The organism is Francisella sp. AG1 (assembly GCF_057683165.1).
In genome coordinates this window covers 966,797-979,199 of record NZ_CM173135.1, presented here as the reverse complement: position 1 = coordinate 979,199, position 12,403 = coordinate 966,797, and the positions used below count along the sequence as shown (strand labels likewise).

Sequence of the window (12,403 nt, the reverse complement as noted above, 5' to 3'; positions counted from 1 at the left end):
TTAATGCTCAATGATAATATTTTAATGCCAATAGATAAGCAAACTAGAGATTTAGCTCTAGAAATTTATCATCATATTAAAGATTTACCAATTATTAGTCCTCATGGACATACTGATCCAATATGGTTTGATGAAAATAAAGCTTTTGAAAATCCCGTGGAACTTTTGATTAAACCAGATCATTATATTTTTAGAATGTTTTACTCACAAGGTCTAAGACTAGAAGATTTTGGGATAGATCGTAAAGATGGTAAACCTGTTGAAAATGATCCTAAAAAAATCTGGAAAAAAGTAGCTGAAAACTGGTATCTTTTTAGAGGCACTCAAGTAGGCTTATGGTTTGATGCGCAATTAAAAAATGTATTTAAGTATGAAAAAGCATTTACTCCTGAAACTGCCGATGAACTATATGAGCACATTGATGACTCTCTAAAACAACAAAATTTTCTACCTCGAGAAATTTGCAAACGATTTAATATAAAAGCTATTGCTACAACTGATGATGTTGCAGATGATCTTAATCATCATAAAAACATTACTAACTCAGATTTCAAATGTAGAGTTTTACCAACATTTAGACCAGATAGTGTAACTAATCCTGAACTTCACCCTGTTCATAAAAATATTAAAAAATTAGCTAAAAAATTAAATACTAAAATTGATTGTTATGAAGATTTCTTAAAAGTACTTGCTGAGCGTAGAGATTTTTTTAAAGAAAATGGCGCTACAGCAACAGACCATGGTGTTACCATCCCTCAAACATATGATTTAAATAAGTTTCAACGTCGAGAACTATTTAGAAAGATTGTTTCTAATACAGCTTCAGACTATGAAAAAAGAGTATTTAGCGGTCAAATGCTAACTGAAATGGCTAAAATGGCTACTGACGATGGGCTTGTAATGCAAATCCATGCTGGAGTATATAGAAATCATAACACAAGGATTCAAAGAAAATTTGGTAACGATAAAGGCTGTGATATTCCTGTGAAATGCGATTTTGTAAATGGTCTATCACCACTTTTAAACAAGGTTGGAAATAATCGTAATTTTAAAACAGTATTATTTACGATGGATGAATCTACATATTCTCGTGAGTTAGCCCCTCTTGCTGGACACTATCCAAGTGTGTTTTTAGGACCTCCATGGTGGTTTAACGATTCAGTAGAAGGGATGAAAAAATTCCGCCATGCTGTCACTGAAACAGCTGGTTTTTACAACTGTTCTGGTTTTATTGATGATACGCGTGCTCTACTTTCTATTCCTGTCAGGCATGATATTGCCAGAAGAGTAGATGCTATTTATTTAGCAGAGATGGTCTTGCTAGACCGGCTCTCAAAATATGATGCTTTAGCAGTAGCTTATGATATTACATATTCACAATCAATCAATATTTTTAACATTGAAATATAGTAATCTGGAGTAAATTTATGCAGTCTACAAAAACATATGTGTTAATAGTTGTAGCAGTAGCAGCTATTGGTGGGTTATTATTTGGTTTTGATACATCTATTATCGCCGGAGCTACACCTTTCATTCAGAAAGAATTTGTTGCTAAACATTGGCAACTTGAATTAGTTGTTAGTTTCTGCGTTTTAGGAGCTTTTTTTGGGGCATTAATTAGCGGCTATTTCACAGATAAGTTCGGGCGCAAAAAGGTAATGATCTCTACTAGTTTATTATTTATATTTGGTACATTAGTTGCAACCTTAGCACCTAATATTGAAATATTAATGCTTGGTAGATTTATACTTGGGGCTGCTATTGGTGTTGCTTCATATGCTGTACCATTATTTATTGCTGAAGTAGCTCCAGCAAGTAAACGAGGATCTCTAGTATTATGGAATGGTGCTTTTTTGACAGGTGGGCAAGTTATAGCTTTTGTGGTTGATTATGGTTTAACCAGTAGTGGTAACTGGAGAATTATGATTGCTTCCGGCCTAGTGCCAGCTATTTTATTATTCATAGGTATGTGTTTTATGCCATACTCTCCTAAATGGCTTTTTTCTAAAGGTAGAAGAAATGAAGCTCGTAAAACATTAACAAAAATTAGAGAAAATGAAACAGATATATCTGAAGAACTACAAGCTATACAAAATAATATAGAAACTTCAACCAAAACTAAATTTTCTGCTATTTTTAATAAAAAAATACGTCCTGTCCTATATATTGGTTTAGCCCTTGGAATATTTCAACAATTTTTTGGTATAAATACAGTCATGTATTATGGTCCTTACATTATGTCTAATATAGGATTCAAAGGTAGTGAAATGCAAATGTTAATGACTTTATCACTAGGTCTTGTAAACTTTATAGCGACTATAGTTACTATTATGTTTATCGATAGATTAGGTCGTCGAAGATTTCTATTAATTGGGTCTGCGATGGCTGCTCTCAGCTTATTTTGTATGATCTATCTTTTAAAAAGTCAAAATGATACATCTGCAGTATTAGCTTTAATCTGTTTACTTGTATATATAGTAGGCTATTGTATAAGTGTTGGTTCATTATTTTGGTTAATAATATCAGAGATTTTTCCTTTGAATGTTCGTGGAGCTGCTATGAGTTTTGTAGCTTCAATACAGTGGTTGGCTAATTTTGTTGTAGCAGCCACATTCCTAAGCATATTGACAACTCTTGGTGTTTCATTTACATTTGGAATGTATGCTTGCGTAGCAACTTTGGCATGTATTGTTACATATTTTTTTGTACCTGAAACAAAAGGTGTACATCTCGAAACTATAGAAGATAATTTAAATAAAGGTGTTCCAACAAGATATTTAGGCAAAACTGATTATCAATTTGTTAGAGATATTTAAGGAGTAAAGTATGGCTAATGCAAATAAAAATTCATTTGGTGAGTTTAGAAACTACATTGATAGCAAATTCCAAGATAGAGTCGAAAAAACTTATAAAGAAATGCAAATTAACCAAAACCTTGATTATGTACATAAGATGAAGGCTAAATATTTCAAACTTGATCTAGGACATATGGATATTTATGAAGTTTTTCAACTTTTAGAAAATGTTCACGATGAAAGTGATCCAGATAATGATCTACCACAAATAGAACATGCTTACCAAACAGCAGAAGCTTGTCAAAATAAGTTTCTCAAGAATGATATTCAAATTAAAAATGATACTTTAATAAAAACGTTATTTAGAGACCATGAGTGGAAAAGTATACCTAAAAAATGGCAAGATTTTTATTCTGAGAAAAAAAAATTAGCTAATTTATATAGTCATATTAAAGATTGGTCATGGCTTCCCCTAATTGGTTTTATACATGATCTAGGTAAGATTATGACATTACCTGAATATGGGAAATTACCTCAATGGTCTACTGTAGGTGATACATATCCCGTAGCTTGCCCTTTTTCTAAAGCAAATGTTTTTGCTCATAAAGAATTTTTTAGGGAATCAAAAAACTATGCTGATTATGATAAACAATGTAATAAAACATATGGAGTATACAAAAAAAATTGCGGTTTTGATATGGTCGATATGAGTTTTGGCCATGATGAATATATATATAAAGTTTTTGAACAAGGCAGCAATATACCTTATGAAGGCTTATATCTGTTAAGATATCATTCTTTTTATCCTTGGCATACCCCTCAAACAGGTGGCCATGCATACCAAGAACTTGCCAGTGAAAAAGATTGGATATTATTACCATTATTAAAAGCTTTTCAAAAGGCAGATTTATATTCAAAGCTGCCAGAACTCCCCCCTAAAGAAATCTTAGAAATCAAATATAAAACCCTATTAGATAAGTGGGTTCCTAAACAAAAAATCAACTGGTAATATTTTATATATAGTTAATCCGATAGTTATTTGACAATAATGTTATAATATTTAGAAAAAATGTCATCATATAGCCAAGATTTCAGAGATATCGTAATAACTAAATATAAAGAAGGCCTAACAGACAAAGAGCTAAGTAATTTTTTTAATATAGATATCCGTACTACTAGATCTTGGATAAACTTATACGAGACAACTGGTGATTATAAATCTAAGCAAGGCTTGGGTTGCGGTAGAGTAGCAACCTTTACAGATAAGGAAGCGATAGAAAGCTACTTAAGAACATATCCAGATGCAATGGCTTTAGATATTAGAGAAGCATTAGCTCCTGAAATACCTAGAAGCACATTTTATGATTGTCTTAACAGACTTGGTTTTAGTTTTAAAAAAAGACACCTAAATATAAGCAAAGAAAAGAACAAGATAGGCAAAGTTTTATAGAGGTTGTTGAGACTATTGAACCTAACAAACTTGTATATTTAGATGAAATGGGTATGGATAATAAACAGTCTGTACTAAGAGGATGGTCTCTTGTTGGTAAACCTAGCTATGGTGAAGTTATTGCTTATCAAACTCAGAGAAAAAGTATAGTTGCTGGTTATAACTATTTAGAAAAGAAGATTATAGCACCGCTAGAGTATACTGGATATACAGATACTATACCTTCCTGCTTATTCTCCTGATTTAAATCCTATAGAAAAAATTTGGGCCAATTTTAAAAGAATTTTAAGAAAAGTAAATAATTCTTTTGATAATTTATCTGATGCTATTACTCACGTCTTTAGCACAATATTATCAGATTAACTATATTACAAATTTTTTAAATAATATTTCATAATCTTGTTATAATTATTAATTATTTTTGTTATTGTTTTACAATAAAAAAATATTGATAAACAATAATTAAAATCTTATAATAACTATTAAATAAACCTGAAAGGAAAAACTTATGCAAAATTTACAAAAAACTAGCAGATTTTATAAAACTCTTTTTAAAATCATTTTTATTGGAATATTAATATTTGTACCTGTTTTTTGGATAATAATCCAAACAAATATAGACATATTTAATACTATTGGATTACCACAATCACTTTTCAAAAATATTTCTAACCCCCTGTCAACTAACACTAGAATATTAGCTTTTATCGTAAGCTTAATACCAACTCTAACTATACTTTATATACTTTGGTTACTAATCAAACTTTTTAGTTGTTATGAGAAGCTTGAAATCTTTTCTTCACTAGTTGTTTCGTTATACCAAAAATTAGGTTGGTCTCTAATTTATTGGTTTATTGCCCAGCTTATTTATGACCCTCTTATATCTTTGGTATTAAGTTTTAATAATCCAGTGGGAGAACGTTTTATTAGTTTAACAATAGGAACTACTAATATATTAGCATTAATAACTGGAGGGATTGTTATTACTATCTCATCTGTTATGCATAAAGCTAAAGAGATATCTAAAGAAAATGATTTAACTATTTAAATAAGGTTAATTATGTCTATTAAAACTAATTTAGCAAAAATTATGTTAGAAAAAAAAGTTAAATCAAAAGATTTAGCAAAAGCTATTGGTATTACCGAACAAAACCTATCTATCCTCAAAAATGAAAAAGCTAAAGCAATTAGATTTTCAACACTTGAAGCCATTTGTAAACACTTAGACTGTCAACCTGGAGATATTTTAGTTTATAAAAACTAAAATCTTTTAAATTTGAATAGTTTAACTATCTAAAATTATACAGATAAATTTTGCTGTTGTTCTGAATTAAGATTATCAGGAATCTTAAGTTTAAAATGATTATATGCTATTAAAGTGGCAATCCTACCTCTTGCAGTACGCATAATATAACCCTGCTGAATTAAATATGGTTCTATAACATCCTCAATAGTACCTTTTTCCTCACTTAGTGCTGCTGCTATAGTATCTAAGCCTACTGGCCCACCACCAAATTTTTCCATAAGAGTAAGTAAATATTTATGATCCATATGATCAAAACCTACAGGGTCAACTTTTAGCATAGTTAAAGCTTTATCTGCAATATCATAGTTTATTTGACCAGAACCCTTGACTTGGGCATAGTCTCTGACTCTACGTAATAGTCTATTTGCTATTCTAGGAGTCCCACGTGAACGCTTTGCAATCTCAACAGCTCCTTCATCTGTAATACTTAAACTTAAAAGTTTAGCAGAGCGATATACAATACTAGACAAATCTTTAATAGAATAAAATTCTAAACGTTGGATAATTCCAAATCTATCTCTTAATGGTGAAGTTAAAAGACCTGCTCTAGTAGTAGCACCAACTAAAGTGAAAGCTGGTAAATCAATTTTTATTGATCTAGCAGCAGGACCTTCTCCTATCATAATATCTAATTGATAATCTTCCATGGCTGGATATAGAATTTCTTCTACGACAGGACTCAATCGATGAATCTCATCAATGAATAAAACATCATTTTCCTCAAGGTTTGTCAAAATTGCAGCTAAATCACCTGCTTTTTCCAAAACTGGTCCACTAGTTTGTTTGAGTTCAACTTCCATTTCACTAGCAATAATATGTGATAGAGTTGTTTTACCCAACCCTGGAGGACCAAATATAAGAGTATGATCTAGAGCATCATTTCTAGATTTAGCAGCTGCTATGAATATCTCCATCTGCTCACGTACAATTGGCTGCCCTTCATACTCAGCTAAAGTTTTAGGTCTTATAGCTCTATCTACTACATTTTCATCCTTCGTTTTAACAGTACTAGCTGCGATTATTCTATCTGTTTCAATCATATCATTGCTCTATCAAATATTTAATAATAATTATAGCATTATTAAATCTATAAACTACCGAGCTGTATAGCCCCCATCTATGGGAATCAAACTACCTGTAATAAACTTACTTTTATCACCAAGTAAAAATATCACTAAATCAGCTACTTCTTCAGGCTTAGCAATTCTATTTAATGGAAATTCTTCCTCTTCCCCTTTATGAGCTTCAGCAAATGAAATTCCTATATTATCAGCATATTTCTGAATAATATTTCGATAAAAATCAGTATCAACCGTGCCAGGACAAACTGCATTTACTCTTATTTTATTTTTAGCTAAATCAATAGCTAAAGATTTCGTCATTTGTGCTATAGCGCCCTTACTCATGGTATAGGCAAAACTATTTTCCTTAGCTACAAAGCATTGATCAGACCCATTAAATACTATAGATGCACCTTGATTAATGTTATTTTCCAAACCTTTAATCAGATATATATTTGACCAAACATTTATATCCAATACTTTCCTGATACTTTCAATATCAACATCAAATATATTTCCTTTAACTAACACTCCAGCATTTAGGAATATACCATCAAATTCAACCTCTTTAAGTAAAACTAATGCTTCTAAAATTTCAGACTTTTTAGTTAAATCTGCTTTAATAAATTTCAGATTTTGATTAGTTCTATTATTATTGGTAATATCAAGATTAAAAACCCTATTATTTTCATCTTGTACTAGTAAGTTAATAACAGCATCACCAATACCATTTGAACCACCTGTGACTAAATAATTTCGCATACTTTTAGCTCCAAATTATATAATGGTATAAATAATAGCTGATAAGCTTTGAAAAAGATAAATATTTTGTCTAAAATTTAGTTATTAATTCCACACTTATCTAGGAGAAACTAGTGGATCTAAAAGACTTTAAAAAAATAGAACTTTCTCACTTTGATGATGTTAAATCAATTAATTATTTAAATGATGAAGTAAATAAATTACTTTATTTAAATAGCTCTGCATTACGTGTTTTTAGAGATTTTAAAAAACATAAAGCTCTAACGATCAGAGGAGACTATATCCTAAAAGATGTAAAAGCGAAATTAGTCGATAACCACAAAGATTTTATCCTTGTCACAAATGCTAATGATAAAGTTACAGGAACAATTGCTTTACATTATATCGAAGGCCAGTCACTACAAGAACGAGCTAGAAGCTACGGGATTAAACCTGCAGATTTAACGGCCAATGATGCTAAGACTCCCATTAATATGGTAAATACTGTATCTTATTCTATAATTGAAAATTCAAAAATTGGTCATATTCTTAATACACTTATAAACTCTGACTACCACCATATAGTAATTTATGATGAAGATGAAGATGGTAAAAGTTACATCCGAGGGTATTTCTCTTTACCTTTTATTAGGAGGAAACTTGGATTAGATTTAGCTCATGTATATCAAAAAGAAGGGCTTTCAAATATAAACAAAGGAATATGATTATAGGAATAAACCTATCTAAATCTTAATTAATTATAATAATTTTCTATAAGGTTATAAAAATTCTTAGCCATAATCTTATAGCCTTTTGCATTTGGATGTACTGGATCAATCATTAGATCTCTATTACCAAATAATCCAGCAAGGACATTAGGTACAAGTAAACAACCATTAGCTTTTGCAAATTCTATATAATCTTGTGCATAATCATTACTATAATATGGAATATCTAACCCTCCAATAATAACAAGAGCTCCATTAGCTTGGAGAATATCAACTATTTGCTTTAAATTATCAAAAACTACCCTTGCCGGTGTTTTCTTCTTAAGATCATTACCTCCAAGGATAATAATCACAATTTTAGGTTTCTTTGATAATACATCATTAACTCTTAATAATGCTTGCTGTGTTGTTTCACCAGATACACCCATATTTATAACTGGTTTATTTAGCATTTTAGATAATTGCATTGGATAACTACTTGACTTAACTATTCCGTACCCCGCTGTTAGACTATCTCCAAAAGCAACGATAGTTGCTCCCTGCGGTTTATTATTCACTATTGGCCAATTATTATAATTAACTGAGAAAAATAAATAATAAACCAAATACCCTAGGCTACATACAGTAATAGTTAGAATTGTTTTTTTCATAATATAAATACCAATAAGCTATTGCCAAATTATAAAAGTTTATTTTGAAAGTTCTATTGCAAATAATGACCTTTCAATTTGATATATATTTTGGATTTGTAAGCCTGCATCTTTAAATAGTTTTGTGAACTCATTTAAAGTCCTATCTTTCCCAGCTGACACATTTAACATATTTATATCATTAGTACAGCCATCAATATAGCTCTTATCATCTTTTATAACTACCCGATCAATGACAAGAATCTTTCCATTTTCAGATAATGCATTAATACAATTTATTAAAACTTCTCTACATAACTGATCATTCTTACCATGAAGAATTGCTTTGAGAATATATAAATTAGCATTTTGAGGGATTTCTTTAAGAAAATCTCCTGGTATATATGTACAACGATCCGCTATGTTTTGTTCTTGTAAAAACTTATTTGCTTTTTCTGTTAAACTTGGTAAATCCAAACAAACTCCTCGAATATCTTCATATTTTTTAAGGATAGCTACAAGAAAGTTTCCAATACCACTACCTAAATCAACTATTGTTTTATAATCAGCAAAACTATAAGTTTTAATTAATTGGTTAATATGTATTTCTGAATTTTGTGACATTGCATTATTAAATACTTCACTAGCTTTTTGATTGGTTTGTAAATATTCCCAAACTGTGGCTTTATATTCAATCTCAAAAGGAATGCTACCTTCTTTGAGAGCATCTGATAAATTAAATGCTGACTTATAAAAGTATTTAGCATGTAATTTAATAAAAGAGTTTAAACTACACTTATTATTAGTCAATAAATATAGTGACTCATTATTATTTATAAATTTTTTTTGTGGTAACTCTTCAAATATACCTTTAGCTGCGAGAAATCGTAAAACTCTGTAGAGTTTATCGTTATCGACATTTAATTTTTTAGCTAGAATTTCTATGTTATTTATATTTTGTTGTAATAAGTCAGCTATTTTTAATTTTGAAACTAAATATAAAGCTTGTGTTCCATAGTAACTAAGAAGAATATCTTTAATTAACATTTTAAACTATAGAAAAATTATTTCTTGATCTAATCATAATAAACCAATATGCTATATAACTCTAAATATTTTCTGTATAAATCCAAGCTTTACTTCCTGAACTTAGAGTCGCTTCTTTACGAATATAACTATCTACCTCATATTTATCAGCAAGTCTAAGTTCTTCATGAGTCAATGTAAAAACAGTACCATAAACTTTATTATCGATATTAGCTGTTTTTTTAAGGATTGGATGAAACAGCTTACCACTTTTTTTTACCACTTCATTATCAGTAATTTTAATTTCCGTGACGATATAGCCTACTAAAATATCAGTTTTACCACTGAGTACTCTACCAAAAATAGCAAGTTGAACATTTTCTTGCTGTAGAGTTCCATATGAAAATAAATTATTCAAAAATTTAATCTCCTAGCCTATTAATCTATCCAATTCTCTAGAAATTTTTTCAACTGAAAGATTACTTTTATTAAGTAATAACTCTTTTGTACCATGATTCAAAAATTTATCTTGAAGTCCAAAATTTCTTACTATTACTTTTTTAGTTAAATCCTTCGCAATAATATATTCATTAACAGCTGACCCTGCTCCACCAGCTACAGAATTTTCTTCTATAGTTAATAATATTTGATGAGATTTACAAACTATATCTATAATATTTTCATCAAGAGGTTTAACAAAACGCATATCGATAACAGTGGCTTGGTATTTTTCAGCTATTTTTATAGCTATAGGAAGTAAAGTTCCAAAATTTAATATTACAATTTTAGAGCCTTCTCTAATCAGTTTTGATTTACCTAACTCCAAATCAAATTCAGCAGTTATTTTAGTACCTGTGCCAGCTCCACGAGGATAGCGTACCATTGCTGGGCCATTATATTCATAGCCTAAATCTAACATATGGTGAGCTTCATTTTCATTACTCGGAGTCATAATTACATGGTTTGGAATACAGCGCATAAATGATATATCAAAACTACCATCATGCGTAGCTCCATCAGCACCAACTAATCCAGCCCTATCAACAGCATATAACACATCTAAATCTTGTATAGCAACATCATGAATAACCTGATCGTATGCTCGCTGTAAAAATGTCGAATAAATTGCGACTATTGGCTTTAAACCTTGGCAAGCTAATCCTGCTGCAAATGTCACAGCATGTTGCTCTGCGATAGCTACATCAAAATATCTATCAGGATATTGTTGAGAGAATTTTATTAAATCTGAACCCTCTTTCATCGCTGGTGTAATACCAACTAAACGAGTATCTTCTGCAGCTTTTTGACAAATCCAATTACCAAAAATATTTGAATAAGTTGGATTTGAATTTGAAGCTTTAGTCGTTGCTTCACCAGTATGAAAACTTGGCGCTACATGATGAAATTTAATAGGATCAGATTCAGCCTTAGAGTACCCTTTACCTTTTTTAGTAATTATATGCAAAAGCTTAGGGCCTTTATGATCTTTTAAAATTTTTAGGGTTTTAACTAACTCTTTAATATCATGACCATCAACTGGACCAACATAATAAAAACCTAAATCCTCAAAAAAATTTGCTGGAACAAACATTCCTTTTGTTTGTGTTTCAACTCTTTTAACAAACTCAAACATTGGAGGGATATTTTTTAAGACCTCTTTACCTTTTTCACGAATAGCATTATAAAAACCGCCAGAAATAATCTTACTAAAATGTGCAGATAACCCGCCAACATTATCCGAAATTGACATTTCATTATCATTTAACACCACAAGCATATCTTCTTTTATGCCACCAGCATGATTTAATGCTTCAAATGCCATACCTCCGGTTATAGCGCCATCACCAATTACAGCAATAGTATGAGATGATTTTTTCTTTAATCTATCGGCAGTAGCCATACCTAATGCAGCACTAATAGAAGTGCTAGAATGACCCACTCCAAAAGTATCATATTCACTTTCACTACGCTTAGGAAAACCAGAGATACCACCATCTTTTTTAATCGTTACTAGTCTATCTTTTCTACCTGTAAGAATTTTATGAATATATGTTTGATGGCCAACATCCCAAACAATATTATCATTTGGTGTATTATAAACATAATGTAGCGCAACGGTTAATTCAGTCGCACCAAGGCTACTGGCAAAATGGCCTCCACTAACATCTAGAGTATCAACTAAGCATTCACGCAATTCAAAAGATAAATCTTTAAGCTGAGACTGACTAAGCAACTTAAGATCATCAGGGTTATTTATTTTATCTAAAAGTTTATATTTTGACATAATTTCTAAGTATCTATTTATCTAATGGGTGATTTTTACCATCAAAATATTTAACATCTTTATAATCTTCAAGGTTTATATCATCAATGCAATTCATATTAACTCCATAAAAATTTGGATCAGTCCTACGCTTATTATGCGTATGTATACCACATATGGAACAAAAATAATGCTCAGCAACATGGGTGTTAAAAGTATACTTACTTAACTTACTTTCTCCCTTGATGATTTTAAGATTATCCTTAGCTACAAAAGTTATTATTGCTCCTTTTTTGCTACAGATCGAGCAATTACAACGGACAATAGTATCAATTTTTTGGGGCATAACTAATTCTAAATTAACAGCTTGACAATGACATGAAGATTTATAAACTTTATTCATC

At 30.4% G+C, this 12,403-nt stretch carries 13 protein-coding genes and 1 pseudogene; 7 read left to right on the top strand and 7 right to left on the bottom strand.

Features of this window, described 5'->3' with window-relative positions; genetic code table 11:
- The first annotated feature begins 3 nt into the window (after nt 1-3).
- The 6 genes and pseudogenes from uxaC (at nt 4) to ACR0PV_RS05015 (ending at nt 5,509) form a co-directional block, all read left to right on the top strand.
- Nucleotides 4-1,410 carry a glucuronate isomerase gene (gene uxaC / locus ACR0PV_RS05040; RefSeq protein WP_488173867.1) on the top strand — a complete coding sequence of 469 codons (1,407 nt, stop codon included), beginning with the start codon at nt 4-6 and terminating at the stop codon, nt 1,408-1,410.
- A 17-nt stretch (nt 1,411-1,427) separates the two neighbouring features.
- Complete coding sequence (locus tag ACR0PV_RS05035; protein ID WP_488173866.1) at nt 1,428-2,816, top strand: sugar porter family MFS transporter; 1,389 nt, start codon at nt 1,428-1,430, stop codon at nt 2,814-2,816.
- Nucleotides 2,817-2,826: 10 nt separating this feature from the next.
- Nucleotides 2,827-3,804: an inositol oxygenase family protein gene (locus tag ACR0PV_RS05030; RefSeq protein ID WP_488173865.1), complete on the top strand. Its 978-nt coding sequence runs from the start codon at nt 2,827-2,829 to the stop codon at nt 3,802-3,804.
- A 60-nt stretch (nt 3,805-3,864) separates the two neighbouring features.
- A pseudogene (locus ACR0PV_RS05025) lies at nt 3,865-4,608 on the top strand (transposase).
- A 145-nt stretch (nt 4,609-4,753) separates the two neighbouring features.
- The gene (locus ACR0PV_RS05020) at nt 4,754-5,293 is read left to right on the top strand and encodes a DUF2975 domain-containing protein (protein WP_488173864.1); all 540 of its coding nucleotides are present in this window, start codon (nt 4,754-4,756) and stop codon (nt 5,291-5,293) included.
- 12 nt (nt 5,294-5,305) lie between these two features.
- Nucleotides 5,306-5,509, top strand: coding sequence for a helix-turn-helix domain-containing protein (locus ACR0PV_RS05015; protein WP_488173863.1), 204 nt, complete (start codon nt 5,306-5,308; stop codon nt 5,507-5,509).
- A gap of 35 nt (nt 5,510-5,544) precedes the next feature.
- Here the strand turns inward: ACR0PV_RS05015 and ruvB are convergent, their stop codons facing one another.
- Nucleotides 5,545-6,591 (bottom strand): Holliday junction branch migration DNA helicase RuvB, encoded by a 1,047-nt coding sequence (ruvB, locus tag ACR0PV_RS05010; RefSeq protein ID WP_488173862.1) that lies wholly within the window; start codon nt 6,589-6,591, stop codon nt 5,545-5,547.
- Between the two features lie 54 nt (nt 6,592-6,645).
- Nucleotides 6,646-7,374, bottom strand: coding sequence for an SDR family NAD(P)-dependent oxidoreductase (locus tag ACR0PV_RS05005; RefSeq protein ID WP_488173861.1), 729 nt, complete (start codon nt 7,372-7,374; stop codon nt 6,646-6,648).
- A gap of 113 nt (nt 7,375-7,487) precedes the next feature.
- Between ACR0PV_RS05005 and ACR0PV_RS05000 the strand changes: the two genes are divergently transcribed.
- A complete protein-coding gene (locus ACR0PV_RS05000) occupies nt 7,488-8,078 on the top strand; it encodes a CBS domain-containing protein (protein WP_488173860.1) in 591 nt (196 codons plus the stop codon).
- Nucleotides 8,079-8,107: 29 nt separating this feature from the next.
- Here ACR0PV_RS05000 and ACR0PV_RS04995 read toward each other — a convergent pair whose 3' ends face one another.
- The 5 genes from ACR0PV_RS04995 to ACR0PV_RS04975 form a co-directional block, all read right to left on the bottom strand.
- Nucleotides 8,108-8,731 carry an arylesterase gene (locus ACR0PV_RS04995; RefSeq protein WP_488173859.1) on the bottom strand — a complete coding sequence of 208 codons (624 nt, stop codon included), beginning with the start codon at nt 8,729-8,731 and terminating at the stop codon, nt 8,108-8,110.
- Nucleotides 8,732-8,770: 39 nt separating this feature from the next.
- Nucleotides 8,771-9,757, bottom strand: a complete 987-nt coding sequence (locus ACR0PV_RS04990) for a methyltransferase (protein ID WP_488173858.1) — start codon at nt 9,755-9,757, stop codon at nt 8,771-8,773.
- A gap of 61 nt (nt 9,758-9,818) precedes the next feature.
- Complete coding sequence (locus ACR0PV_RS04985) at nt 9,819-10,154, bottom strand: gamma-glutamylcyclotransferase family protein (protein WP_488173857.1); 336 nt, start codon at nt 10,152-10,154, stop codon at nt 9,819-9,821.
- A 12-nt stretch (nt 10,155-10,166) separates the two neighbouring features.
- A complete protein-coding gene (gene dxs, locus ACR0PV_RS04980; protein WP_488173856.1) occupies nt 10,167-12,020 on the bottom strand; it encodes a 1-deoxy-D-xylulose-5-phosphate synthase in 1,854 nt (617 codons plus the stop codon).
- A gap of 13 nt (nt 12,021-12,033) precedes the next feature.
- The gene (locus ACR0PV_RS04975; RefSeq protein WP_488173855.1) at nt 12,034-12,402 is read right to left on the bottom strand and encodes a GFA family protein; all 369 of its coding nucleotides are present in this window, start codon (nt 12,400-12,402) and stop codon (nt 12,034-12,036) included.
- Nucleotide 12,403 lies beyond the last annotated feature (1 nt).